The sequence below is a fragment of the Vibrio sp. SALL6 genome, from assembly GCF_002002385.1.
In the GTDB taxonomy this organism is placed as follows: Bacteria; Pseudomonadota; Gammaproteobacteria; order Enterobacterales; family Vibrionaceae; genus Vibrio; species Vibrio parahaemolyticus.
Map to the genome: position 1 here is coordinate 74,111 of NZ_MQVK01000028.1, position 25,471 is coordinate 99,581.

At 45.6% G+C, this 25,471-nt stretch carries 29 protein-coding genes; 16 read left to right on the forward strand and 13 right to left on the reverse strand.

The window, feature by feature from the left end; genetic code table 11:
* From hutZ to hutW, 3 genes are all read right to left on the reverse strand, one after another.
* Positions 1–531: a heme utilization protein HutZ gene (hutZ, locus tag BIW15_RS18625; RefSeq protein WP_005488117.1), complete on the reverse strand. Its 531-nt coding sequence runs from the start codon at positions 529–531 to the stop codon at positions 1–3.
* Positions 532–649: 118 nt separating this feature from the next.
* Positions 650–1,153 carry a heme utilization cystosolic carrier protein HutX gene (gene hutX, locus BIW15_RS18630; RefSeq protein WP_043043411.1) on the reverse strand — a complete coding sequence of 168 codons (504 nt, stop codon included), beginning with the start codon at positions 1,151–1,153 and terminating at the stop codon, positions 650–652.
* Positions 1,154–1,186: 33 nt separating this feature from the next.
* Entirely contained in the window at positions 1,187–2,557 is a 1,371-nt protein-coding gene (gene hutW, locus BIW15_RS18635) for a heme anaerobic degradation radical SAM methyltransferase ChuW/HutW (RefSeq protein WP_077281432.1), read from the reverse strand.
* 162 nt (positions 2,558–2,719) lie between these two features.
* Here hutW and BIW15_RS18640 point away from each other — a divergent pair, with 162 nt between their 5' ends.
* Genes BIW15_RS18640 through BIW15_RS18665 form a run of 6 tightly spaced genes read left to right on the forward strand, consistent with a single transcriptional unit; the run spans position 2,720 to position 7,294 of the window.
* Positions 2,720–3,463 (forward strand): energy transducer TonB, encoded by a 744-nt coding sequence (locus BIW15_RS18640; RefSeq protein ID WP_077281433.1) that lies wholly within the window; start codon positions 2,720–2,722, stop codon positions 3,461–3,463.
* Complete coding sequence (locus BIW15_RS18645) at positions 3,463–4,161, forward strand: MotA/TolQ/ExbB proton channel family protein (RefSeq protein WP_005488176.1); 699 nt, start codon at positions 3,463–3,465, stop codon at positions 4,159–4,161. The genes BIW15_RS18640 and BIW15_RS18645 overlap by 1 nt, the downstream gene beginning before the upstream one ends.
* Positions 4,158–4,571 (forward strand): biopolymer transporter ExbD, encoded by a 414-nt coding sequence (locus BIW15_RS18650; RefSeq protein ID WP_005454456.1) that lies wholly within the window; start codon positions 4,158–4,160, stop codon positions 4,569–4,571. The genes BIW15_RS18645 and BIW15_RS18650 overlap by 4 nt, the downstream gene beginning before the upstream one ends.
* A 27-nt stretch (positions 4,572–4,598) precedes the next feature.
* Positions 4,599–5,468: a hemin ABC transporter substrate-binding protein gene (locus tag BIW15_RS18655; RefSeq protein WP_077281434.1), complete on the forward strand. Its 870-nt coding sequence runs from the start codon at positions 4,599–4,601 to the stop codon at positions 5,466–5,468.
* 9 nt (positions 5,469–5,477) lie between these two features.
* Positions 5,478–6,515, forward strand: a complete 1,038-nt coding sequence (locus tag BIW15_RS18660; RefSeq protein WP_005488163.1) for an iron ABC transporter permease — start codon at positions 5,478–5,480, stop codon at positions 6,513–6,515.
* The gene (locus BIW15_RS18665) at positions 6,515–7,294 is read left to right on the forward strand and encodes a heme ABC transporter ATP-binding protein (protein ID WP_077281435.1); all 780 of its coding nucleotides are present in this window, start codon (positions 6,515–6,517) and stop codon (positions 7,292–7,294) included. Before BIW15_RS18660 ends, BIW15_RS18665 begins: the two co-directional genes overlap by 1 nt.
* Before the next feature lie 131 nt (positions 7,295–7,425).
* On the opposite strand, the gene BIW15_RS18670 is transcribed toward BIW15_RS18665, so the two are convergent.
* On the reverse strand, positions 7,426–7,887 hold the full coding sequence (locus BIW15_RS18670) for a TetR/AcrR family transcriptional regulator (protein WP_005481342.1): 462 nt from the start codon (positions 7,885–7,887) through the stop codon (positions 7,426–7,428).
* 524 nt (positions 7,888–8,411) lie between these two features.
* Between BIW15_RS18670 and BIW15_RS18675 the strand changes: the two genes are divergently transcribed.
* Positions 8,412–8,711 (forward strand): YfcZ/YiiS family protein, encoded by a 300-nt coding sequence (locus BIW15_RS18675; RefSeq protein WP_005488152.1) that lies wholly within the window; start codon positions 8,412–8,414, stop codon positions 8,709–8,711.
* Positions 8,712–8,755: 44 nt separating this feature from the next.
* Here the strand turns inward: BIW15_RS18675 and BIW15_RS18680 are convergent, their stop codons facing one another.
* Positions 8,756–9,028 carry a YnjH family protein gene (locus BIW15_RS18680; protein ID WP_005498191.1) on the reverse strand — a complete coding sequence of 91 codons (273 nt, stop codon included), beginning with the start codon at positions 9,026–9,028 and terminating at the stop codon, positions 8,756–8,758.
* Between the two features lie 208 nt (positions 9,029–9,236).
* Here BIW15_RS18680 and BIW15_RS18685 point away from each other — a divergent pair, with 208 nt between their 5' ends.
* A complete protein-coding gene (locus BIW15_RS18685; RefSeq protein ID WP_077281436.1) occupies positions 9,237–9,836 on the forward strand; it encodes a hypothetical protein in 600 nt (199 codons plus the stop codon).
* Positions 9,837–9,948: 112 nt separating this feature from the next.
* Here BIW15_RS18685 and BIW15_RS18690 read toward each other — a convergent pair whose 3' ends face one another.
* A complete protein-coding gene (locus BIW15_RS18690; RefSeq protein ID WP_005480805.1) occupies positions 9,949–11,058 on the reverse strand; it encodes a 1-acyl-sn-glycerol-3-phosphate acyltransferase in 1,110 nt (369 codons plus the stop codon).
* Between the two features lie 192 nt (positions 11,059–11,250).
* Here BIW15_RS18690 and BIW15_RS18700 point away from each other — a divergent pair, with 192 nt between their 5' ends.
* Positions 11,251–11,859, forward strand: a complete 609-nt coding sequence (locus BIW15_RS18700; protein WP_005480809.1) for an AraC family transcriptional regulator — start codon at positions 11,251–11,253, stop codon at positions 11,857–11,859.
* A 163-nt stretch (positions 11,860–12,022) separates the two neighbouring features.
* Here the strand turns inward: BIW15_RS18700 and BIW15_RS18705 are convergent, their stop codons facing one another.
* The gene (locus BIW15_RS18705) at positions 12,023–12,505 is read right to left on the reverse strand and encodes a hypothetical protein (protein WP_005480810.1); all 483 of its coding nucleotides are present in this window, start codon (positions 12,503–12,505) and stop codon (positions 12,023–12,025) included.
* A 13-nt stretch (positions 12,506–12,518) separates the two neighbouring features.
* Positions 12,519–13,052, reverse strand: coding sequence for a nicotinate-nicotinamide nucleotide adenylyltransferase (locus BIW15_RS18710; RefSeq protein WP_005480803.1), 534 nt, complete (start codon positions 13,050–13,052; stop codon positions 12,519–12,521).
* Between the two features lie 222 nt (positions 13,053–13,274).
* Here BIW15_RS18710 and nadE point away from each other — a divergent pair, with 222 nt between their 5' ends.
* Entirely contained in the window at positions 13,275–14,105 is an 831-nt protein-coding gene (nadE, locus tag BIW15_RS18715) for an ammonia-dependent NAD(+) synthetase (RefSeq protein WP_030000442.1), read from the forward strand.
* A gap of 85 nt (positions 14,106–14,190) precedes the next feature.
* Here nadE and BIW15_RS18720 read toward each other — a convergent pair whose 3' ends face one another.
* Entirely contained in the window at positions 14,191–16,008 is a 1,818-nt protein-coding gene (locus tag BIW15_RS18720) for a hybrid-cluster NAD(P)-dependent oxidoreductase (RefSeq protein ID WP_077281437.1), read from the reverse strand.
* A 266-nt stretch (positions 16,009–16,274) separates the two neighbouring features.
* Here BIW15_RS18720 and BIW15_RS18730 point away from each other — a divergent pair, with 266 nt between their 5' ends.
* Both BIW15_RS18730 and pyrC read left to right on the forward strand, forming a co-directional pair.
* Positions 16,275–16,439, forward strand: coding sequence for a YqaE/Pmp3 family membrane protein (locus BIW15_RS18730; RefSeq protein WP_005480188.1), 165 nt, complete (start codon positions 16,275–16,277; stop codon positions 16,437–16,439).
* A gap of 157 nt (positions 16,440–16,596) precedes the next feature.
* On the forward strand, positions 16,597–17,625 hold the full coding sequence (gene pyrC / locus BIW15_RS18740; RefSeq protein WP_005480191.1) for a dihydroorotase: 1,029 nt from the start codon (positions 16,597–16,599) through the stop codon (positions 17,623–17,625).
* 88 nt (positions 17,626–17,713) lie between these two features.
* On the opposite strand, the gene BIW15_RS18745 is transcribed toward pyrC, so the two are convergent.
* Positions 17,714–18,619 (reverse strand): DUF808 domain-containing protein, encoded by a 906-nt coding sequence (locus tag BIW15_RS18745; protein ID WP_020834983.1) that lies wholly within the window; start codon positions 18,617–18,619, stop codon positions 17,714–17,716.
* 172 nt (positions 18,620–18,791) lie between these two features.
* On the opposite strand from BIW15_RS18745, the gene BIW15_RS18750 reads away from it, so the two are divergent.
* Positions 18,792–19,709, forward strand: a complete 918-nt coding sequence (locus BIW15_RS18750) for a M14 family metallocarboxypeptidase (RefSeq protein WP_065771434.1) — start codon at positions 18,792–18,794, stop codon at positions 19,707–19,709.
* Here the strand turns inward: BIW15_RS18750 and BIW15_RS18755 are convergent.
* A complete protein-coding gene (locus BIW15_RS18755; protein ID WP_017447919.1) occupies positions 19,704–20,492 on the reverse strand; it encodes a helix-turn-helix domain-containing protein in 789 nt (262 codons plus the stop codon). The two genes, BIW15_RS18750 and BIW15_RS18755, sit on opposite strands and share 6 nt — an antisense overlap.
* A gap of 98 nt (positions 20,493–20,590) precedes the next feature.
* Between BIW15_RS18755 and BIW15_RS18760 the strand changes: the two genes are divergently transcribed.
* The 3 genes from BIW15_RS18760 (at position 20,591) to BIW15_RS18770 (ending at position 22,539) form a co-directional block, all read left to right on the forward strand.
* Positions 20,591–21,496 carry a DMT family transporter gene (locus BIW15_RS18760; RefSeq protein ID WP_077281439.1) on the forward strand — a complete coding sequence of 302 codons (906 nt, stop codon included), beginning with the start codon at positions 20,591–20,593 and terminating at the stop codon, positions 21,494–21,496.
* Positions 21,497–21,642: 146 nt separating this feature from the next.
* Positions 21,643–22,128, forward strand: a complete 486-nt coding sequence (locus tag BIW15_RS18765; protein ID WP_005499665.1) for an acyl-CoA thioesterase — start codon at positions 21,643–21,645, stop codon at positions 22,126–22,128.
* A gap of 165 nt (positions 22,129–22,293) precedes the next feature.
* The gene (locus BIW15_RS18770) at positions 22,294–22,539 is read left to right on the forward strand and encodes a hypothetical protein (RefSeq protein WP_017447309.1); all 246 of its coding nucleotides are present in this window, start codon (positions 22,294–22,296) and stop codon (positions 22,537–22,539) included.
* A 419-nt stretch (positions 22,540–22,958) separates the two neighbouring features.
* Here BIW15_RS18770 and malG read toward each other — a convergent pair whose 3' ends face one another.
* Together malG and malF are read right to left on the reverse strand one after the other, a co-directional pair.
* Positions 22,959–23,849: a maltose ABC transporter permease MalG gene (gene malG, locus BIW15_RS18775; RefSeq protein ID WP_005463109.1), complete on the reverse strand. Its 891-nt coding sequence runs from the start codon at positions 23,847–23,849 to the stop codon at positions 22,959–22,961.
* A gap of 12 nt (positions 23,850–23,861) precedes the next feature.
* Complete coding sequence (malF, locus tag BIW15_RS18780) at positions 23,862–25,436, reverse strand: maltose ABC transporter permease MalF (protein WP_005499668.1); 1,575 nt, start codon at positions 25,434–25,436, stop codon at positions 23,862–23,864.
* Positions 25,437–25,471: the final 35 nt, after the last annotated feature.

Genomic DNA, 25,471 nt, shown 5'->3' on the forward strand with positions numbered 1-25,471 from the left:
TTAGGCGTTTTCGATTTTCTTGTGGCCTTCTTGTAGATGCACAAAATCAACCAAGTCATCGCCTGAGACTTGATACGCTTGACCGAACCCTTTTACGAACAAACCTTTCTCAGCTTTAAGGTTGAACAGTACAAAGTCTTCAAGCTGACTTAGACCGTCGATGATGTCACCGAAACGCGCTTTCATCTGACCAACGACCAATTGCCACATTTCAGTATCACGCTCAACAACCGTTGCTACCGCATCAAACGTCAAACGCTTACGTGCGAAAAGCTGTTTGGATGAATCTTCATCTTCGATCATCATCAATGAAACGTTTGGATTTTCTAGCAGATTTCGAGCATGGCGAGCAATCTGAGAGATCAAAACGAAGTAACCTTCCTGATTCTGAACATAAGGCGCGTAACTTACGTTCGGACGGCCTTCGCTGTCTACCGTTGCAAGCTGTAAAGTACGGCGCTCCTGACGAAATTCCTTAATCTCTGGCCCTAGACGGCCTTGCAAACGCTCTTGTTTAACTTGTTGATCCATATTGATACCTGACTTTATTTCTATTTATTTGTCCCGAATTCTAGTTCGGTTATGTATGTTCGTGGTCGCGACTTCTCACGTTCTTGAACGTAAAAGCCGCGACGACTGGCTATCTTTGTTAATGATTTAGCTCAGCTTGCATGGCGCGAAACGCCGTTACCTGCTCAGCAATAAGTTCGCGTTTTTCGTCACGCCCTAAGTACACTTTGAAGATATTGCTGCCGCATTCAGAGAAAAAGCCAAAGTAGTGACTTTCACGTCCCATAAACGGTTTACTGACCAGCGCGATATTTTTCACGTTATCCAATTTGAGGTGACCATGCAGCTCACCTTCTCGCCCCATTAGATTGTAATAACCACGCGCAACTTTGCCTTTCGGAAAAGGCGCTTTCACTTCGAAAATGGAGCCGAAGGAGTGTACGATCGTCGTCACTGGGCCAAAGCCAACTAGGCTTTCAAGGATTGTTTGCGCTTGTTCACCCGGAGCAATCGCAACCATCTCTTGCGGCAGTGCTGCGACAACATCAAATTCTGTCACACCTAAACGCTCTGCCATTGCGGCAGGCAGAAGTTGAGGTTCTTGTTCCAATAGAGCTTCTACCTGTTGCTTGATTGATTCCATTTTGTTTTCCATCTTTTCTTCAATTTGTCTTCATTAATTATTGGATACTTTTGGCACGCTTTCGTTCATCTCTGATGTCAGTACCTGAATACAGGCTTGCGCTAACGAAACGGCCCAAAAACTGCCCGCTAAAGTAAGCACTAAGCTTCGCTCTTGAAGCTCAACTAAACCTTTGTCTTGCCATACTTTAAACAGCGGCATGAGAAAATCGAACGTATCGCTACCCATAAACATCGGCAGTTTACTTGCCTGAACAATGCCTCGGTCAAACCCGGATTTTAGCGCTGCAAATAATGGCTCTAATGGGCTGTGCTTCATCATCATCGCAATCGTACTTTGCCCTTCATTCACCGCTTTGATGTAGGTGTCTAAAGTGCGGTGCAGCATCATCCCGTAGCCGCCAATGTTGCCACCAGCACCGCATCCAATCGGCAACACTTCTGCGTACGTCTTGGCTAAGCTGTTGTATAGGCTACGCTCACGGTTATCGACGGCCCAGTGGTTAACACTCAACTGCTTCATATGGTGCTTCGCCATAAAGTTCACACCTAGCTCATACATGCCCGCTTTCTCTGGCGTCGTCGCTGGTGGTGGGATCTTGCCTTTTTCAACGAGATTGAGCATTGGCGCAGTTCCACCCACGACCAACTGATACAAATCCAAGCCATGCGCGCCTGTCGACATAAAATCGTTAAGATCTTGTTCAAGTATTTCTTTGGTTTGATAAGGCAAGCCGTACAACAAGTCGATGATGACTGGGATTTTGTCTTCCTTCGCCAGTTCCGAAACGCGTTTAAGTACGTCTTCTCTATCATCAAGACGCTTTGCACTGCGACGAACTTGAGTGTTGAAGCTCTGCACACCAAAAGAGAAGCGATTAAAGCCGCCATCTAACGCACCTTGATACAACTCATCGGAAAAACGATTGATGCGCCCTTCTAAAGTAATTTCGCAATCAGACGCGAGAGGGAAATAATCATGAATGGCCTGCCCCAGCACGCGAACTTGTTCGGGAGAAAGATCGGTCGGCGTTCCACCACCAATGTAAACCGCATGGAAGATGCCGCTTTGCGTCCAAGGAAGTGCTGCTTTATCCTTCAAATCCTGCATTAAAGCAGCGAAGTACTCATCGACAAGTTTGCGACTGGCCGCATTCTGAAAGAAGTTACAAAAAGTGCAGCGAACACGGCAAAATGGTACGTGAATGTACAAACAGCGTTTGTTGTTTCTCACGTTTTGGTCAGAAGTAATGCTCGACAAAACCCCTGCTTGTTGAGGTGGCGGTACTGGCACGCTCGCTCCGCCAGCATGAGCCGAGTGCTTCTTCACAAAAGCAAATCTCAGGGGGTCAGGGCTATCGCTGCCCAGAACTGATTCGTCAAATTTATCAATATCGACGCTCATATATACTCACTTAAACCCCACCACATAAGGGATAGAGGCTAATCTCAAAAAAACTGCAAGGATCATAATTTGACAGTAATGATAATGCAATTGATAATTGATCTTATTTCGATTGTAAGTAATAATCGCCTCAAGTTTTCATAGTACTACCGAGAATAACCCGTGAACGTACAAAGATATGTCATTGCAGGAGGCGCCTCTCTCGTCATTCATGCCGCACTTCTTTTTGTCTCGCAAGAGAACAAAGTGTTCGCAATGCCTGCTGGAAACCCAGCAAGCTCGGTAAGCCTCAACCTTGTATCTGCACCACCGCCAACGATCGAAAAGCCCACACCAGAGAATGTGGAACCACCAAAAGAGCCACAGCCTCAAAAACAGCCTGAGCCTGAAAAGAAGATCGTTAAGAAGCAGGTTGTCAAAAAAGAGGCGGTGAAGAAAAAGGTGGTCGAGAAAAAGCCAGAGCCAATTAAGCAACCTAAGAAAGTGGAACCAACCAAAACGGTTGCCAAGCAAGAAACTCAGCCCAAAGCCGAACCGAAGAAAAAAATAGAACCGGTGAAGAAAGATACGGTTACTCAGCAAACTGCATCAGCGAGCCAATCCAAAGGGGCAACATCTCAGCCTATTTTGGTCGACAAACCAACGTTTGTGAGTCAACCAACGCAGCCCCGCTATCCAAGATCTGCACAAAGACGCGGTATCGAAGGCGCAGCCTTGTATGAGGTATGGCTCGATGAAAATGGCAACCAAATCAAACATGTTTTGCTTGAATCATCTGGCACCGAGTCGCTGGATGCCTCAGCACTGCGAGCCATTAAACAATGGCAATTTACACCACATATTTTAGGCGGGCTAAAAGTGGCTCACCGAGTACAAATACCAGTTCGTTTTAAGTTGGAAGGATAATGGAACAGCTACAAGAATTACAAACTCAGTTCGGTCTTATGACATGGCCTTTGATCATTTGCTCAGCACTCACCGTCATGATCATTGCAGAACGACTCTTCCAAGTATTCATCAGTCTTGGCGTTGGCAAAAGTGCCATTCGTCAACATTTGGCTAGTCTAGACCCAACCAACAGCCGAGATATTGAAGCGCTGGCCGATGAGTTGTCGGGCAAGCGTCCCTTGCTTTATCGCGGTGTAGCAATGCTATTGGCTCACCACTCATTCGCTAAATCGCTGCGTGAAGACGCGGCGGGCATGTGGCTGCAAGAAAAGCGTCATCAACTGCATTCTGGTCTTCGCCTTCTGACGTTGATCGGCGTAATCAGCCCGCTAATTGGTCTTCTCGGCACAGTATTGGGATTGATTGAGATGTTTAAAGGCATCGCGGTTTCAACTGGGAACATCACACCTAACGATTTGGCTGACGGCTTGGGTTTAGCCATGCGGACAACGGCCGCAGGCTTGATCATCGCCCTACCTGCTATTTCTGGCGCACAAATCATCGGTTTGTGGGCTGACCGCGTACTCGCCAAACTTGAGCATACTCTCAACTACGTGAATTTGTGGCTTGAAGGCATTTCCCTGCAGCACGTGTCTCCAGAAAAAACAAAAACAACGGTAAGTGTCACCAAAACGGCTGAGGCAAAAGCTTCATGATCAAAGTACCACAAGACAATAACCGCAACGGCTTAACACCAGATTTAACACCGCTGTTAGACATCATTTTTATTGTGATGGTTTTCTTGATGCTTACCGCCGCAGTCAAACTCGATTCATTAGATGTCGCGCTGCCAAGCACCGACTCCCAGGCCGTTGCAGAGGTCGATAAGCAGTCGATTACCGTTAATATCCTCAAGGATGAGCCTTATTGGGCGATCAACGGACAAACGTACATCGATTGGGAAAACTTCACTCTCGCGCTGCTAGAAGAGAGTAAATCGACCGATAAACCTATTGTGATTGGTGCAGAAAAAACAGCCAATATTCAATCACTTGTTCAGCTTCTTGGCTTTTTGCAAGAAAACGGAATTCAGGCGACTCAATTGCTCACTGAAGAGTCGCCATAACAAGAACATAAAACTGAGAACATTTTCATGAAGAACACATTATCACCAGTGCGCACTGCGTTGACTGCTGCCGCTCTGTTACTTGCAAGCACGAACCTTTTTGCCGACAACGCCCCAAACTCAGAACGCGTCGTCAGTGCGGGCAGCGCCGTTACCGAACTACTACTTGCGCTCGATGCGAAAGACAGCTTGGTCGCCGTTGATGTAACCAGTACTTTGCCTCAAGGCATGGAGTTACCCGACGTTGGGTATCATCGCCGACTTTCAGCTGAGGGGTTATTGGCACTGAGCCCAACCAAGTTAATTGGCTCTGATGAGATGGGCCCAACAACCACCTTAAATCAACTAAAGTCGGTAGGTGTGGATGTCGAGATAGTCAATACAGAAGCCAACGTTGACGGGCTTTTGCATCGTATCGACCAGATTGCAACGATCATGAACCGTGAGTCTCAAGCAACAAACTTGAAGCAAGAGGTAAAAACGCAAGTCGAATCTTTGCAAGCGAATCAGCCTGCACCTTCTGCTAAAAAGAAAGTGCTGTTTTTGCTTATTCACGAAGGTCGCCCAGCCAATGTTGCAGGCTTGGATACCACGCCAGACGCCATCATCGCGTTAGCAGGCGGTGATAATCCTGCGGCGAAAAAACTAACCTCTTACAAACCACTGTCCACCGAAGCGATGGTAGAAATGCAACCCGATGTCATTTTAGTTAGTGGCCGCAGCTATGAGACCATGGGCGGTGCAGACGCCATTTTAAAGGCGATGCCGTTACTTGCAGCAACACCAGCAGGCCAGACAAAGAACATCATCACCATTGATGGACACGCTTTGGTTGGCGGTTTGGGACTAAAAAGCTTGTCAGAGGCTAAACGTCTCAATGCCTTGCTTTACCCATAGAGATTTTCGATGCTGTTACGACGTATTCCTTTATCAACCACGCTGATTACGCTGTCTGGATTTTTAGCGTTTATCGCCATCGCTTCTATAACCGTCGGCCCGATGAACATTAGTTTCACAGACAGTCTGCGCGGCTTAATTGGCGCGCATTCAGAGCTGGCACCGCACATTCAACTCGTTATCAATGAGATTCGCCTGCCTCGTACGATTTTGTGTATGTTCATCGGCGCAATCCTCGCAATTTGTGGGGTGGTCATGCAAGGGCTTTTCCGAAACCCATTGGCAGAACCCGGCATTATTGGGGTCTCTGCCGGTGCGGCGTTGGGCGGAGCTTTTGCCATCGTCGTTTTTGCTGAGTTTAGCCAAAACCATCCTCAACTCATGAACTTAGCAGCGTTGCCATTATTTGCTTTTCTGGGCGGTGCTCTGACAACGGTGCTGGTGTACTGGCTCGGTACGAATAAGTTTGGTACGTCCGTCACGATCATGCTGCTCGCTGGCGTGGCGATCAGTGCACTTTCAGGTGCCGCGATCGGCTTTCTCAACTTTTCTGCGGATGACCAAATGCTGCGCGATTTAACGTTGTGGTCGATGGGTTCGCTTGCGGGCGCAAACTGGGCAGGCATTGGCTTAGCTTCTGTGACTCTCGTGGTGCTACTTTTCTGGTTTCACAAAAAAGCCATGTCTTTAAACGCATTATTGCTTGGTGAATCAGAAGCTCGCCACTTGGGCGTTCCGGTACAAAAATTGAAGCGTCAGCTCATTCTGCTTTCCGCCGTAGGCGTTGGTGTCACAGTAAGTATCTGCGGGGCAATCGGCTTTATCGGTTTGGTTATCCCACATCTCGGACGCATGCTAGCAGGCCCAGATCATCGCACACTGTTACCTATTTCGGCGTTATTAGGGGCTTTACTGCTGACCTGTGCAGACATGATCGCGCGAGTGTTATTAGCACCAGCCGAATTACCTGTCGGAATCGTAACAGCGCTCATTGGTGCGCCATTTTTCATCTACTTACTGTTCCAGCAAAGAGGGAAGATTCTGTAATGAATAACGTGGTTTTATCTGGCCGTATTTCAATGAAATACGGCCATCGAGTAGTACTTGATAACATCAGCATCGATATTCGAGCCGGCGAAGTGACGGCGTTATTGGGGCCAAACGGCGCGGGGAAAAGTACACTACTTAAACTTCTGTGTGGTGAGATTCCATCACACAACGAGATTGACTATTTTGGCGAGCCTAAAGAAGCCTGGAAACCTGAAGAGATAGCAAAGCACCTCGCCATGCTGCCACAGCACAGCACGCTCACTTTTCCATTTTTGGCACGAGAGGTGGTCGAACTCGGTGCGATCCCTTTGTCACTTTCAAACAAAGAAACGACTGAACTTGCCCTACACTACATGCAAAAAACCGATGTTCTGCACTTAGCGGAAAGCTTGTACCCTGCCCTCTCAGGCGGAGAGAAGCAACGTTTGCACTTGGCTCGAGTGCTAACGCAACTGCATCAATCTGGTGACAAAAAGATTCTGATGTTGGACGAACCGACGTCGGCACTGGATCTCGCCCACCAGCACAACACGCTTAAAATTGCTCGTGAGGCGGCAAAAGCGCAGAACGCTGCGGTGGTTGTCGTATTGCATGACTTGAACTTAGCCTCACAATACGCAGACCGACTTGTGTTGCTCCATAACGGCAAACTTGTATGCGATGACAACCCTTGGCAAGCCCTAACGCCCGAACGTATTGAACAAGTTTATGGGTATCGATCTATCGTGACAAAACACCCGACTCTGAACTTTCCTCAAGTCCACGCTGCGGCATAGCTTAAAGAGGCGCAGAGCCTCTTTAAGAAGCGCTTTCGAGCACTAGCCAGTCTGCCACTCACTTGTTTAAATTTCCCCTCAGAAACGCAAAAGCCCCGCTAATAATTAGCGGGGCTTTTTGTAATTTTTGATTATTTGCTCATTTGAATCAGCGAGCGTCCAATCAACCATTCCAGTTCTTTATCTCCACCTGAGCCAAACTGGCTTTCTACCATCTTGTACAGACGATCAATGCCATTTGCTGCAAATTCGTGAGCGCTTTCAGACGTAACAATGTGATGGAATAGTAGTCGTAAAATCGCTAAGAATTCAGAGTCTTCTAAAGCTTTAATCCAGCTCTGTGAAAACGCATCTAAACCTTTTTCGAACTCTAGATGTTCGATAAACATTTTAAAGATACGACCATCTAGTGCTGCGGTGAAGTCCGTTTTCTTAGGAAAATGGTGGCTAATACCTGTACGCGATACACCTGTCTGCTGACTCAACGTCGTATACGACATTTTGTCGTAACCAAGTCTTAGCAATTGATCAACAACGGCATCCATGATCTTCTGGATAGTGATTTCGGTATCTTCTTTACTACGCTTTGGCATACTTAAGCTCTTCTCTTTGTAAATCCATCTAACTCACAATTAAATGAGGCCAGAATGAAATCATCCTCAGCATTATGTACTGTGCTTTCCTAACGTAACGTTAGGCCCTCAATCATAACGAAATTGCACTGCGTAACGTGCAATTTACGGTGATATTTGTGTCAATACACGTCGCTTAAAATCAGGCGAAAAGTGAATTGCATCAAAACCTTGCGCCAAATTATTCATTGAAACTATTCAAAGACCAAGAATGATAATTATGTAGAAATAATCAATCAAGAAATAGTCTTATAAATTTACCCCTAGTTCAACTGGCCTGACCCAAATCTCGTTAGTATGTTGGTTAATTGCTCTTAAATGTTGATACATATCACATTAACGTTATTGTTGACTTACTCACCCAATCGTTAACCGGCAATTAACAAAACAACATACTGTTGTATTTTTATACGAAACTGCTCATTTTTGTAGATACAGATCAAATACCTGCTAGAATACCCTTAGTTTTTACAAGAGGATTCGTTATGAGTGTCGAATTAGAAGAAAGCCAAGTATGTGAAGCTTGTGGCTGTGCTGGTGAGATTGGTTTCATCATCAAAGAAGGCGACGAGGTTGCTGACGTAACGATTTTCGCAGAGACTAAAGATGCATTAGAGTCTGAGTTAGCGAAATACATCGAACTAGCTAAATCAGTCTGCGCTGGCGTTGAATACAATGTGTCAGAGCTGACAGAAGAATCTAAAGAGCTAACCGCTCGATTCAAGTTTGAAGTAAGTGCAGAAAAGCTTATTTTTGAACTGAAAACTCGCTCTCTAGCGCGTTAATTCAATTTAAAGCGAGCAACGAGCTCGCTTTATTCTTATCTAAATCACTTCTTTTGCTTCAACACGACCCACTTTAACGACCCATTGGTTTCGTAGTCGTTTTCATCAGAGCACACCAAAAGCACATCATCGACTTTGATTACCGCACCAGCGGTATAGGCTTTATCTTCGTAGTAACAAATTCGCTGGCCTATTTTACCATCAGCAACCACCAAAGCCTTTGACTCCGGCGTGCTGTAAGATTTGGCAAAAACTGAACCAGACAATAGCGCGACCATGGCGCTCAGAGTAAAAATAGAAACTCTTTTAAACTTCATGAATATCCCCTTATGCCCGAACAATACTAGCAAGGAAGTATTTCAGGTTCTTGGCAGAATCTCATATTCTAGCAATTTGTTCTTACTTCTAATTCTCAGATATTCCTCCACGTCGTTACGAACAACGGCGAGTTAAGTTCAGGCCGATATAGCCGTCACTGACTCTTTAGGTTATGCTTTTATCGTTTTTTATTGGAAAGTAATCGTTATGCGTTTCATCCCTTTCGCCCTCGCGTTAATTGCATTTAGCTCGTCTCCTAGTGCTTACGAGCTCGATTACTATTCCAAATTTGGCCATATCGACAACTATGGCAATCTAGATCTTCGAAACAAGCCATACACTGAACTCCCATCTGGCTTGGTCATAAAAGGGAATGTGGACATTTCCCAAACGCCAATGACTCAGCTGCCTAAGGGCTTAGACGTTGGTGGCAGCTTAGACGCGAAAAATAGCGCCCTGAAAACAATCAAGTCGGGCGTAAAAATCAAAGGTTACGCTAACTTACTTGGTAGTAAGATTGAAAGCTGGCCCAAAGGGGTAAAGCTGGGTGGGTATTTGAACCTGACCGATACTCCGTTAAAGACACTTCCGGCAAAACTTCGAGTAAAAGGTGATTTGAGTGTGATCCGAACGCCACTGAAAGCGCTGCCAGAAGGGTTGGTGGTCGATGGCAACCTCTACATTGGTGGATCGGCCCTGACCGAGTTTCCCGACACAATGACGGTAAAAGGCAACATCTTTTTGGGTGGCAATAAGATAACCAAGTGGCCAAAGAATCTGACCTTAGGTGGCGCAGTCGCGCGCTAATTGGATAGACAAAAAGAGATACGCAGAGACAAAAACACCTCGTTCAATACGAGGTGTTTTGCATTGGAGTAGTTGGAATGCGCCCAACTCATTTGGGCAGTATACGCAGCGACTAATCTTGGTTATTTACTGGGTTAGCGTAGCTCGCAACAAGATACGGTCTTGCGCCTTCTGGTAGCTGTTCTAGCTTATCAGCAAGCTGACGTTTCACCGCTTCTGTGATAATGCTTGAATCTTCACGACCTGCAGCGAGCAAGTTGATCGGATACAACTTATAGTTCTCGTGTATCTGACGGTCGATTTCATTCGCTAGCGATTCTGGCGTTTCAAACTCTTGCTCAATCACGTCACCAAATGCCACATGAACACGGCCTTTGTAGCCAACAATGCCTTGGATGATGCTTTCGATGTCTTCAAACTCGCCTTTTTCATAACGGCCGTTTTCTGCTTTCTCAAATAGCTCTTTTGCCTTAGCGATGTCACATGGATCGTTCTCGTAAGCAATCGAGACCGGCACAATTTTTAACGAGCGCATGTACTCGCCAAACGCGACCTTTTGCTTGCGACCTTCAACGTGGAACATTTTTAAGATCGCAGGATCTGTAAAGTCGTTACCGTCTTTCGCACGCCCTTCTTTTTGAGCAATCCAAATAGAGTTGCCCGTATCCAACGAGTGCTTGATGTAGCCAGACAACTGTCCAAGCGCTTTCATCATCTCTCGTGGAGCTTTTGCAGAACGCTTAACAATAAAGCTCTTGTTCAAACGCATCAGCTCTGTCGCACACGGTTTTTTCAGCAAATTATCGCCGATTGCAATACGCACAGTGCGGTGACCACTTTGGTACAAACCGTAGTTAACTAAAGCGGGATCCATTGCGATATCGCGATGGTTAGACACGAATAAGTAGGAGGTGTTTTTATCCAGTTTGTCTAAACCAGAGAACGTGACGCCATCCGTTGTCTTATTCAACGTATCTTGAAGGTATTTTTTCACCTCGATTTGGATCGCTTCTACGGAGTCAAGTTTGCTCCACTTCGCTTTTAGGTAAATGCGAAGGAACGGACTCATGAGCGTTTTGAACCATTTCGCTTTGTTTTCAAAACGGTGATCGAGAATCGCAGTGATAAATTCATCATCTTGGATTAGACGATCCAGCGCTGCTGGAATTTCTTCGTCATTGTAAGGACGAATTTCAATATAAGGATCGGTATTGGCAGTCATTATTCATTACATATCAAAAAAAGCTGGCACATTTTACGCATAGTTTTGCTGTCTCGCAGCATTTCAACCCATACTTTTAACATGGTCATACCAGTTAGGCTACAATTTCTCATGCTAAAAATTACGGTTAGCTGGTTGGAATCGTTTAGGTTTAGCGTTACCCTTAGCGCCCCAAAAACACTGGTGATCATAATGAACTACGCTATTGAATTTCACGACGCTAATTACCCTTTTCTGAACGTTGCCGCGCGTAAAAAATCGCTAAAGCACAGTTTACTGTCTGTCGTAAGCGGATTAGCGATCATCAAATTGGGTAAGCAAGAGTATGCCATTGAACCCGGCCAGTATTTTTGGATTCCTCAAGGATGTTTGAGCTCACTCACTTTTTTACCTAACACTCATGTCCATCGTTGTGATTTTTCTGTGCGTTTGAATGATGCATTTGCTCAACAGGCCGGTTTTATCAAACCATCGATTTTGCTGAAAGCCTTAATTGAAAAGCTGGCGAAGACGGAAACGCGTTCTGATATCCAGTTAGATTTGCTCGCTGTGGTTAAACACGAAGTACTGGCGATTTCACCAAATCTATCAAACTCGGCACTCAGCCAAGCAATCAATCAGTGGAAGCCAGGATGCGAAGCTCGCATTTCGAGAGAGCTTTGTTTGGTGCTTACGCTGCGCGAAGCAAGAAAAATGAAGTTGTCTGGGAAAAAGGAATCTCAAATTGTTGAGCACTTGTTTGCTGGCAACACAGAAGAATACGAACAGCTTTGCTTTTTAGTGTTTGGTGAAGCGCTGTAAGTCAGCGGTGTATAGAGTTTTCTCACACGAGACTCACACAAGATCAAAAAGGGCGTACTTTGCGGTACGCCCTTTTCTGATTCTTTGCCTCATGTAGGGTCACATATTTCCCCAAGTAAACCCAAGCACGACACACATCGAACGATTGGTGAAAAACGATGAACTAAAATGGCACTTCAATTTGCATCATCCAGTCGGCGTCGTAATACTCGTGCCAACGATAGTCGAAGCGCATTCTTGGCTCACCATCAGCTTTATTACCAAAACCGATGCTGAACATGAGACCATGGCTGCGAAGCCACTCTTCTGTGGTCATTTTGTTTTCTTCTTCACGTAGCTCTTCTGGCATCCAAATACCAAGACCAAAATAGTTTTTGTCTACGTTTTGAGTAAGAAACGGAATGTCTTGCGATTTGATTGCCCACTCTTCCCAGTAGTTTTCTGTTGGTCCTTCTGCTGTCGCTTCAGCAGCATACCAGTCTAAGGTATCGGTACTAAGCACACCAACAGTATCAAAAATTTCTTCACAGATGGGCATGGTGTTGTCTTCAAACACCACGGAGCGATCAGAAAGATAGTTACATGCGGAGTTAGCTTGCGTCACCACAAGCAGCGCGCATGCACTAAATACGGCTACTCTGACCATGAAAACCGACCTCTTATTTACCAGATAATGTTTCTCTATATAAGCCTTCGTTGAGCAACAGTTCACTGACAGTTGGTGTCGTATAGGTGCTGATATCTTTGCCTTCTATGAGCGCATTGCGGATATCCGTGCTTCTAATTTTAACTTTTTCTGGGCACGCCATGACAGTCCAACGTTCCGTAATTTCTTCCGCCTTATAAAATTTAGCAAATTTGAAGAAATTATCCGGACCAATGACAAAAGTTATATCGGCAGTTGGGTAGATTTCTTGAATTTTTTCTAATAACGCATAGGTCGTCACACTTTGTCCCGGTTGGTACAAAGCTTGCTCTAGGTCTGAGCGCTGAACATTAGAAAGCCCCATGTCCTTGATAAAGGCATCAACCAGTTTGCACCGAATTGGGTAATCCAACATATTCTTGCCCCATGCATGTGCAATGCTAGGCTCGAGTAGCACGAGATCAAAGTGGCTCAGAGACTCGATAACACTCTTGTGACCTAAACTAGGAGGGTTAAATGCGCTACCAAAAATGGCGATTTTTTTCATATCCGGTGATTACCTGGTTGAAGAGAGTTTTCTAATCTGATGAATTCGGTATGATACTACTAATCTTTAGAGCTTTTGACACTAAAGCGACGTTTACGAGCCTTAATTGAATGGTTTATCACCATTTTAGCTCGATAACGACGTCACACTGTTTGATCTTTGGTGAATGACCACTCGAAGCAGTTTTTGTGTCTAAGATATTTGCAGGAAAAGGAACCCTAAATGGAACAATCCATCCGTGACGAAATGCGTGTATTGCCGTCAATTGACCCGCATTTCGAAATTGAACGCCGTATTGCTTTTATTAAGCGTAAGCTACAAGAAGCAGGTTGTAAGTCACTTGTGCTTGGCATCAGTGGCGGTGTTGACTCAACCACGTTAGGTCGCCTTGCCCAACTTGCTGTAGACCAACTTAACGAAGAAACTGGCAGCAACGATTACCAGTTTATCGCAGTACGTCTGCCTTACGGTGAGCAAAAAGACGAAGATGAAGCGCAATTAGCGTTGTCATTCATTAAACCTACGCATTCTATCTCTGTGAACATCAAACAAGGTGTTGATGGTATGCATGCCGCTTCTAATATTGCACTAGAAGGCACAGGGCTAATGCCAGAAGACGCGGCAAAAGTAGACTTTGTAAAAGGTAACGTAAAAGCACGCGCTCGCATGATCGCTCAATACGAGATCGCTGGTTACGTCGGTGGCTTGGTGTTAGGTACTGACCACTCTGCAGAAAACGTCACTGGTTTCTACACTAAATTTGGTGATGGCGCGTGTGACCTTGCCCCTCTATTTGGTTTGAACAAACGTCAAGTGCGCGAAGTAGCCGCAACGTTGGGCGCGCCAGAGGTGTTAGTGAAGAAAGTGCCAACCGCAGACCTAGAAGAACTGGCACCGCAGAAAGCAGATGAAGATGCACTAAACCTAACTTATGAGCAGATTGACGACTTCTTAGAAGGTAAGCCAGTTTCTCAACAAGTTGTCGATCGTTTGGTTTCGATTTACAAGGCAACTCAGCACAAGCGTCAGCCAATCCCAACGATTTACGACTAAGTGATCTTTTTTGCTCGCTTTTAAAACTCAAAACGCTGCTAAAATTAGCAGCGTTTTTTGTTGGTTAGTGGCCGCACCTTCTCGGTTATTCCGTTACCGTGACATCCGTTTCTGGAATCGCGCAACACGCCAATACCGTTCCCATTGTGCGTTCTTCATCCGTCAAGGCTGGTACATCTGGGTGATGAACTTGTCCTGATGTGAGCTGTACCTTACACGCACCGCACAAGCCAGCACGACAGCTATTGCTCACTACTTGCCCTGCATCTTCAATCTGATCCAAAAGCGTTTTTTGATTGTTGCCTTGGATCTTCAAGCCATTGAATTCAATCTCAACCTCTTTTTCTGGTCTTGCTTCCACAGCAGAAACACCAAAGGCTTCTTGATGATAATGTGCCTCTGGCAAACCTTTCTTCAACAATAAGTTTTTGGCTTTTTGCATGAAACCATCGGGCCCACAAACAAACACTTGTCGTTGTTCAACGTCTTTGATTTGCTTGATATGAGACAGACTTAAACGCCCTTTAAGACCAAACCAATCCACCGCTGGTTGCGTTAAACAGATTTTCACTTCCAGCCCTGAATGTTCGCGTTTTAATTGCTCTAACTCTGAGCGACATGGAATATCGTGCTCAGTACGGCATTGATGGTAAAACACCACGTCATTCAGTTGATTGTGGTCTGCAAGATAGCGCACCATCGACAGCATTGGAGTAACACCACTGCCCGCCGACAGCAATAGTAGCGGCTGCGCATCATGCGTTTTAAGGTGGAACTGACCATCTGGGTTTTCTGCCTCTAATACATCACCGACTTGTAGGTTGTCTAACAAGACATTCGACACGCGGCCACCCGCAATACGCTTAACGGAGATAGCATAGCGGCCAGGGCGTGATGGGCTAGACGATAAGGTATATCGACGACCAATTTTCTTACCATTGATGTCCACCTCAATCGGCAAATGTTGGCCCGGTAAGTAGTTTGGTAAAGAGCCTTTGCTCGGTTCTAGCCATAAGGTCACGAAATCTTGAGCAATCTCTTCACGCTCAACACACGTCAGCATCATGCGCACAGGTGAGTTGTCCGGATAAAACTCCGGCTCCTTATATTCGAGCACTTCAACTTTATCGCCTTGGCGAATAATGCCCTCATTGCGCGCCACAAGGTTTTGTCCAAAGAACACACCACCTCGTTCATTGGCGCGGAACTGTTGCAACGTTTTGAGCGGCTCTTTGCTTTCACGGAAAGTGCCACGCTGAGTATTGATCGTGGTAAGAATACAACGCTCACAAGGTTTGAGAGATTCGAACTCCACTTCCCCTATTCGGATGCGCTTCCAAGAATCTTCTTCAAATGGCTTGGTACCAGATACGACTAAGTTTGTGCGGAACTGATCCATGGAGTGTTGCTCAGAACTTCTTTTGTTCAATTCCTCTAGCGAAGCTTGGCTGATCACCAACACTGGATAGCCGTCAGCAAAACTCACATTTTGTCCCAGGCTTTCACGGACACGATTGGATTGTTCACCGCTAAAAAGCAACTCTACGCGCTGTCCCAATACCTGACTAAACCAATCATCCGCATCATCGGTAGTCGTGTAAGCGGTGAAGGTATCTTTCCAAACCGTTGCGGGTGTTTCCTGCATTTTGAAATCTTGATAACGGATTTTAAGTGGTTCCATTCCCAAGCTACTGAACACCACCCCATCGGCAAGCAACGCTGATTTCACGGTTACCATTTGAGGGTACTTTCGCGCAGTGATCATCGAACCATCGGCTTTGGCAATCATAAAACGACGGTCAAAACTCAACCCTTGTTTTTCTACCCATGCGGACGAAAGCGACACACCTCCGACTGATTTAACCGGAAAAACATTGATTTGGGATAAAACGGGTTGCGACATAGCCTTCTTCCTACGGGTGATCTTTATTTGTTGCAGTATTGTATACCTAAATGACATTAAGATGCAGATTCACGCATTAGCATTTATCCCAAAATCAAACCGTTAAGAGAGAAAACGACTTGGATTTACTGAGATGCCTTTACTACACTCAGAATTCACATTTTTTAACACTGCTCTGACCAAATACCATTTGATAAAGTGTGATACGAAACACATAATGCGCCATATTTTTGACGATATCCATTCATTGACTTGGAGCTTTACCCATGGATACAAAAAAACTGATTCTAATTTTGCTGTGTATCTTTCTTCCACCGGTAGCGGTTTACATGGAAAAAGGTCTGAATAAAGACTTCTTCATCAATTTGATCCTAACTTTCTTCTTCTTCCTGCCAGGTACGATTCACGCACTTTGGTTAACGATGAAGTAACCACTTACACTCCTACTCTGTAGAAAAGTGAAAAATGGGATGAAATGTGAGGGCAATTCCTCTATCATCCTGTCGCCTAAGCGCAAGCGTTTGCTCCAAAAGGCAAATGCAGCGTTTAGGCTCCAATCAGACAACTTTTCAATGGTGGGAGCAATTAATGACAACACTGACTATTACTCGTCCTGACGACTGGCACGTTCACTTACGCGATGGTGAAGTTCTAAAAGACACCGTTCGCGATATCAGCCGCTACAATGGCCGCGCGCTGATCATGCCAAACACCGTCCCACCTGTTACCAATACCGAAATGGCACTTGCCTACCGCGATCGAATTCTGAAAGAGCAGCACGGCGAGCAATTCGAACCTCTGATGGCGCTTTACCTAACCGATAACACCACGCCAGAAGAGATTCGCGCAGCAAAAGCAACCGGTAAAATTGTCGCAGCGAAGCTTTACCCTGCAGGTGCAACGACTAACTCAGATTCTGGTGTGACCGATGCGAAGAACATTTACCACGTTCTCGAAGCCATGGAAGAAGTCGGGATGTTGCTTTTGGTTCATGGAGAAGTCACTCATCACCACGTTGATATCTTCGACCGAGAAAAAGAATTCCTTGATACCGTCCTCGCTCCTATCGTTAATGACTTCCCTAATCTTAAAATCGTTCTAGAACATATCACCACCGCCGACGCAGCACAGTTCGTTAACAACGCGTCTGATAATGTTGCCGCTACCATTACTGCTCACCACCTGCTTTTCAACCGCAATCACATGCTTGTCGGTGGCATTAAGCCTCATTTCTACTGCTTACCGATTCTAAAACGCAACACCCACCAGCAAGCGCTAATCGAAGCCGCAACCAGTGGTAGCAAGAAGTTTTTCCTAGGTACCGACTCTGCTCCGCATGCAAAAGGCGCGAAAGAATCGGCTTGCGGTTGTGCAGGTTCTTACACTGCGCACGCGGCGCTAGAGCTTTATGCAGAAGTCTTTGAAAAAGAAGGCAAGCTGGAAAACTTGGAAGCGTTCGCAAGCTTCAACGGTCCCGATTTTTACGGTATTGCGCGCAACGCAGATACGGTGACGCTAGAAAAATCAGCTTGGGATGTTCCTGAATCCATGCCATTTGGCAACGACATCGTTGTGCCTATTCGTGCAAACGAACAAATTGAGTGGAAAGTGAAGTAATCGCTTCACGTAAATAACGTGCATAAAAAAGGGCCATGACGTTCTCCGCATTAGAGACAGCATGGCCCTTTTTCAATTTATATGTGGATTATTTACCGCGAAGCTTTTCTACCACCGTCCATACAGCAACCACAATCAAACCCGCTACAAAACCGATAATGCCGTTAAGCAAAATAGGCAGAATCGCTGTAGCAACCGAATGACCACTAAAGTTCATAATAATCGGTTCTACAAAGTGGTGAATGGCGGGCACGTTGTGCACTACAATCCCGCCACCGACTAAAAACATCGCAGCAGTTCCCACAATCGTTAACAACTTCATCAGCTTTGGTGCAAAAGCAACTAAAGCACTGCCAACTTTCGCCATCCAGCCCTTACCTTTTGAGCGAATTTCAAGGTAGAAGCCCAAGTCATCCAATTTCACGATGCCTGCTACTAAGCCATAAACACCAATGGTCATGATGACCGCAATTAAGCTCACCACTAAGATTTGCGTCACAAGACTCGCACCAGTCACGGTACCCAACGCAATCACAATAATTTCCGCTGAGAGAATAAAATCGGTTCGAATCGCACCTGCAACTTTTCGCTTTTCGTATTCTTCTAACGACTCGCCCGTATCCACAAGCTCTTCTTTTTCTTCATGGGGATGTGAGTGTGGAAACAGTTTTTCGAGTACTTTTTCAGCCCCTTCAAAACAGAGAAACAAACCGCCGATTAGCAGCAATGGCATGATCAACCAAGGAATAATTGCGCTAATCAATAAGGCAGAAGGCACCAAAATCAGTTTGTTTTTAAATGAACCTTTGGCCACCGCCCAAACGACTGGAATTTCTCGCTCAGATGCGACACCCGAGACCTGCTGAGCGTTTAACGCTAAATCATCACCCAATACACCTGCGGTTTTCTTTGCCGCCATTTTTGACATCAACGCAACATCATCCAATACCGCGGCAATATCATCCAACAGTGTGAGTAAACTTGCTCCAGCCATTTTTTATCTCTTATATGAAATTGAGTAAGTAACAAAATGTAACACCATTAAACCCCTTGGCAAAGTGATGATTTTGCAAAGAATACCGTCACAATTGGTGTTTTGTATTGCCGATAAGATAAGACAGGTCTAGTCTTGTCATACCTTTCAGCACACAAAAGAAAAAGTATAGATGAAAAGCGGATACTCTTACCCAATCGGTACCCCAGGCCAACCTTGGGGCGAAGCAGAACGTAAAGCGTGGCTCGCACAGCGCGAAGTAAAACGCAGCTACCAAGATGAAGTAGTCAGCAAAATTGATGCGCTACGCGACCGTTTCGATGTAGAACAATATGGTGCGCTTTCTTACGACCAAGCTCGCTTCCCACTGTTTTGCATCAAAACACGTAACTGGGACTCAGCAAAACCGATTGTTCTTGTAACTGGCGGTGTGCATGGATACGAGACCAGCGGCGTACACGGCGCGCTAAAATTCGTAGCAACAGAAGCAGAGCATTACGCAGAGCACTTCAATATTGTAGTGGCACCCTGCGTGAGCCCTTGGGGTTACGAAGTGATCAACCGTTGGAATCCAAACGCGATTGATCCAAACCGCTCTTTCTATGCAGATAGCCCAGCGGAAGAGTCAGCCAACTTGATCAAGCTCGTATCGACATTGGGCGACGTGTTAATGCACATTGATTTGCACGAGACGACAGATTCTGACGAAACTGAGTTTCGTCCTGCCTTAGCTGCTCGTGATGGTATTGAGTACATTGAAGGTATGATCCCAGATGGCTTTTACACCGTGGGAGATACTGAAAACCCTCAACCTGACTTCCAAAAAGCAGTCATTGAATCGGTCGCAAAAGTGACTCACATTGCACCAGCAGATGAACACGGCGAGATCATTGGTTCACCAGTCGTACAATTTGGCGTTATCAACTACCCAATGGTGAAACTGGGTCTGTGTGGCGGCGTAACAAATTGCGTTTACGGCACCACCACAGAAGTTTACCCAGACAGCCCGAAAGTAACGGACGAAGAGTGCAATGATGCACAAGTCGCTGCTGTTGTGGGTGGTCTGGATTACGTCCTCGCTCAGCTATAACAAGCGATTCTTATATTGCTCCGGTGTCATGCCGGAGTATTTCTTAAACATCGCGATAAAAGGGCTGGCTTGATTGTAACCTAATGTCAGCGCGACTTCTTTTACGGTTTGCCCTTTGCGTAGCAACTCCATCGAGTGCAAATACCGCACACGTAAACGCCACTCAGTAAAGCTCATTCCTAACTCACTCTGGCAATGTCTCGCTAACGTGCGCTCTGTGGTATGCACTTTTGCCGCCCACTCCGCCAAGCTGATTTCATCGGTTGGCGATTCTTCTACCGCTTTTAAGATTGGCTGAAGATATTTGTTGTCGGTTGTCGGTAAAAAGTGATGTTCCACTTCTTGTTTCGCCAGTTGATCCAACAACACTCGCACCAAGCGTTTGTCTTCATCGCTCTGCGCGACGTTAATGTCACGCTGACGAAAGTCCTCAATGATGGCAGAAACAATGGGTGTGACTTTAATTAAACTGGTTTTGGTTGGAAAATGTGCCGTCAGCTCTGGTGCAATATTCAATGAGCAATATTCGATTGGTTTTCGGTTGTAGCTGGTATGACGAATGCCCGCTGGCACCCAAATTGCCAAATGAGGTGGCGCTAAAAATCGTGTGTCCTCCGCATCCATTTCCAAAATCCCACCGCTGATCAGCTGCACTTGCCCCCAAGGATGGCTATGAATCCGGGTTTCCGTGTTGGAAAGAAACGCTTCAAAATTCATAAAAACATCCGATGGCGCACGATCAATTGATAATGAAGGATGAAGATTTCTCGCACTCTTTTTCAAAATTGTCTTCCTATCACTTACGATGTCTTTTAAGAGATACTTTTCATTATAAAGACCTGTCAGACTAGCGCCATCAATTATTGTGCGATGAGGTTCTCATGGTTTATTTGCTTCCGTTTTTTACTGTCATGATTTGGGGTGGAAATTCTATCGTAAACAAAATGGCGGCAAGCACGATTGAACCTAGCGCAATGAGCTTCTATCGTTGGTTTGTTGCGATGGTTCTCCTAACGCCATTTTGCTTGCCAGCCGTAATCAAACAGCGTCATGTAATTCGCCCATACCTGACTAAACTGGCATTTTTAGCCCTACTCGGCATGGTACTTAACCAGTCGTTAGGCTACTACGCAGGCTTGACTACAACGGCTTCAAACATGGCGCTGATTACGTCATTAGTGCCTTTGATCAGCGTGTTTTTAAGCGTCCCTCTATTGAGTAAATCGGTTTCTATGTTGAGCATTGTCGGTGGGGTAATTTCACTTGGTGGTTTAGCATTTATGCTTGGGCACGGTGACGTCACCTACTTCTTGCATCAAGATATGACGCAAGGCGACAGCTTAATGTTACTGGCCGCGTTAGTTTATGCCGCATATTGTGTGCTTTTAAAACGTTGGAAGATGCCATTTAACAGCCTAACATTGGTTTACATGCAAGGCTTCTTCTCTGTCATCATGCTGACTCCACTGTGGCTTTCAAGCGAACAACTGCTTCCTAGCCAAGAGGCGCTTCCACTGATCGCTTATGCTGGTATCGCAGCGTCTATTTTCGCTCCATTGATGTGGGTAAAAGCAATAGATTTGATTGGCGCAGACTCCAGCGCCATGTTCATGAACTTAATGCCTGTGGTCTCTGTCGCCTTAGCGTCAACACTGCTCGGTGAAGAAATTCATGTGTACCATATTATCGGCGGCTTGATGGTTATCTCCGGCGTGATTCTGTCGCAGATAAAAGTACGTAAGAAGCAAGATCTTGCAGGCCAAGAGCTACCGTCAACTTCTGCCTAACAACAAAGAGAAAAGCCACGGAGTAGAGCCGTGGCTTTTTGGTATCAACACCTCAAACAAAAGTTAATGTTTTGTTGCTCGCCCTATTCCCGTCACAAACGCTTGCTGCTACATTGTCAGAACAATAACTCACAAAGGAATGACAGATGAGCAGTGGTCAAAGAGATATTACCCTTCGTTTTTTAGCAGAACCTGGCGACGTTAATTTTGGCGGAAAGGTTCACGGCGGCGCTGTAATGAAATGGATCGACTTAGCCGCTTATGCATGCAGTGCCGCTTGGAGTGGAAAATACTGCATTACTGCCTATGCGGGTGGGATTCGTTTTGTTGCACCTATTCATGTTGGCAACCTTGTGGAAGTTAGCGCGAAAGTCATTTACACTGGTCGAAGCTCAATGCACATCGCCATTGATGTTCAAGCTAGCGATCCAAAACAGATGAAAAATCGTTTAACTACGCACTGTATCGTGATTATGGTAGCCGTAGATGAAAGCGGTAAACCTACCGATGTACCGAAGTGGATTCCTGAATCTGATGAAGACAAGGCTCTAGAGCAATCGGCTATTCGCTTAATGAATATGCGTAAAGAAATTGGCGAAGAGATGGAAGCGCACGTTAAATATCTTAAGTAATTTTCCTGCTTCGAAAGCCCCTCTTTACCCCACTTTCCAACTCAGAGTGTGAAGCAACATCATGCTTCGGCCATTTGCTTCACACTCGTGACACATTGTCATAATTCCGTCACCTTGTTTTGCTTAAATCCACCCTGTATTTTGGAGCTATATAGAGTTTGGATCTTGAGACTAAAGCAAACAACCTTAAGTGAAGAGACGTTGACCAATTTGAAAGCGGTCGAATATCAATGGGTAAGAACCATGTACGTCGAGGGTTATAACGAATCGGAAATTAACCATTATATTCAGACCTGTTTCGGCGGCGATACCACCTTTGCCAACCTGTTTCGTCGCGTAGCGCTACAACAAGAGAGCTTGTATACACTGCTACAATACGTTGGCTGCGCGCCATCTAGCCGCGAGTTTTAAGTACCTCGGCATTTCCCGTCTTCACCTCGTTAAAACTGACGTCCTTACTCGTAAATACGTCCACGACACCGCACATTAGTAAGACCTAAATCTCATACTTTCCCGCCATCACAGGTATTTATGTGAAGTGATTCGCAGGGCACCTCGGCGTCCCTGTGTAATCCATTGCAAAGCCGCTACTCTTTGTGTGTTTATTAAGCATAAAAAAACCTGAGTCAAGACTCAGGTTATGGTTACAAAAACTGTTAGTGATTGAATCGTAAGGAACTAAGCTAACAGCCAGCTATGCGTAACGCCAATAGAAGCAGGATATTACTGATCGGCGGCCAAACCAAAAGTGTAATATCGATGCTAAATATAAGGGCGACCATATGGTCGCCCTTTTCTAGTTATTCTTGTCAATCTCAGACCACTTGAGATTATCCTTTCACACCACCAGCGGTTAGACCACCAACCAACCAGCGTTGAGCAAGTAAGAATACTGCAGTGATTGGCACTGCTGATAGAACTGCAGCAGCAGCAAAGTCACCCCACAAGTAGTTTTGTGGATATAGGTATTGCTGCATACCTACTGCAAGTGTGTACGAGTCTACATCAGAAAGTAGTAGTGATGCTACAGGAACTTCACCAATTACCATGATGAACGACAAGATGAATACTACCGCTAGGATTGGCACTGACAGTGGCAGTAATACCAAACGGAATGCTTGCCATGGTGTTGCGCCATCAAGAGCAGCCGCTTCTTCTAAAGACGAGTCAATACTTTCGAAGTAGCCTTTAATCGTCCATACGTGCAGTGCGATACCACCTAAGTAAGCGAAGATCAGACCGCCATGCGTATTCAAACCAAGGAAAGGAATGTACTGACCAAGTTTGTCGAACAACGCGTATAGAGCAACCAATGCCAATACCGCTGGGAACATTTGGAAGATCATCATCGCTTTGAGGATGGTGTTCTTACCTTTGAACTTCATACGCGCAAACGCGTAAGCCGATGTTGTAGACAGCGCCACAATCAAGATTGCAGAGATGCCACCAACTTTTACCGAGTTCCACAACCACGTCATTACTGGGAATGGAGGTGGTGTTACGGTGCCATCTGCGTTCGTAATTGAGAAACCAAGCGCTAACTTCCAGTGGTCAAGCGTTGGGTTGTCTGGGATCAAGCTACCCGTTGCGAAGTTACCTTCACGGAACGAAATCGCGATGATCATCAATAATGGGAAAATAATCAGTGCTAAGAATGCCCACATAGCAATATGAGTAGCCCAAACACGATACTTTAATGACTTACCTTGTACCATTGCCATTGTAATCTCTCCTTAGTCTTGAGCTACTTTAGTTACACGTAGGTTGATAAGTGCCAACGCGCCAACCAATAGGAAGATAAGTGTTGCTACTGCACTTGCTAGACCGAAGTCTTGGCCACCTGCGCCTTCGAATGCGATTCGGTAGGTGTAGCTTACCAATAGGTCTGTGTAACCCGCAGGTTCTGATGTACCAATCATGTTTGGACCACCACCTGTCAACAACTGGATAAGAACGAAGTTGTTGAAGTTAAAAGCAAAGCTTGCAATCAATAGCGGAGTCAGCGGTTTCAGCATCATCGGCATTGTGATACGCGTGAAGTTGGTGATGAAATTCGCACCATCGATAGCCGATGCTTCATAAAGATCATCAGGAATCGCTTTTAGCAGACCCATACATAGAATCATCATGTAAGGGAAGCCTAGCCACGTGTTCACAATCAGGATCATGGTTTTTGCCATGAATGGGTCAGAGAACCATGCCGGGCTGATACCAAACAAACCTTCCAGAAGCATGTTGATCTCACCAAAGCTCTGGTTGAACAAACCTTTGAAGATCAGGATAGAAATAAACGCCGGTACCGCATAAGGCAGAATCAGTAGTAATCGGTAGATTGAACGACCTTTCAACGCTTCCCACTGAACAACACTTGCTAACACTAAGCCGATAACCAATGTGCAGACTACGGTTAGCGCAGAGAAAACAATAGTCCAGATAAAGATGCTGATGAATGGTTCTTTGATGCCATCATCTTTCCACACACGTTCAAAGTTGTGCGTGCCAATGTTCACCACGAAACCTGGAGACACGGTGCTGCCAACAAACTGACCATTTTCATCCACTGGTTGGTAGTAACCCACTTCCATATTTGGACGCAGTGTTTCTTGGGTACGGTTGTTGTAAAGGGTTTCGCCGTCTTCTTGCAACGTGTAGAGCGGAACCACTGCTGCGAACTTACGCAAGCCGCTCATACGGATATCATCACCGTTCGGAAGATGCAGGTCAACGCTACTTAGCGCAGTGCGGTTCTTCACGATGGTTTTGATTGGCTCTTTATCGCCTGCCGCCTCTGTAATAGGCGCAAGGTCTAAGTCTGTCTCTGAGAAGCCTTGAAGTTGGAAAACAGGAGTTGCTAGTAGCTCGCCATCTTTCTCAACCACAATTTGGTGGCCCTGCTCGGTGTTGTACAAAGTGAATGGATAGCTATCACCACTTTGGTAAGTTCTGTCTAACAGGACGCTCTGAGCACGATCAAATGAGAGTTGGTTTTTCGCGCTGTAGTTAGTAAACGCCAAACCGATGGTATATGCCAAAGGGAAAAGGATGAACAAAATCATCCCTGCAATACCAGGGTAAATGTAACGGTGTGCGTACGTCTTTTTACTACCGAAAATGAACAACGCTAAAGCGGTAAGAATGATCGTAAGTAGTGCAAACGCAATCTCACCGCGAGAATACATAAGGATTGTTGCGTAGCCATTGAGAATGCCGACTGTGCCTAAAAGTGACCATTTGATGAACACTTTTTTGCTGCTCGGAAGGCTGGCTTCTGGTGCTGTCATAGCATTTGTACCTTGAACTGACTGCATAGGGAACCTGCTAGCGAATATAGAATAAATATAGA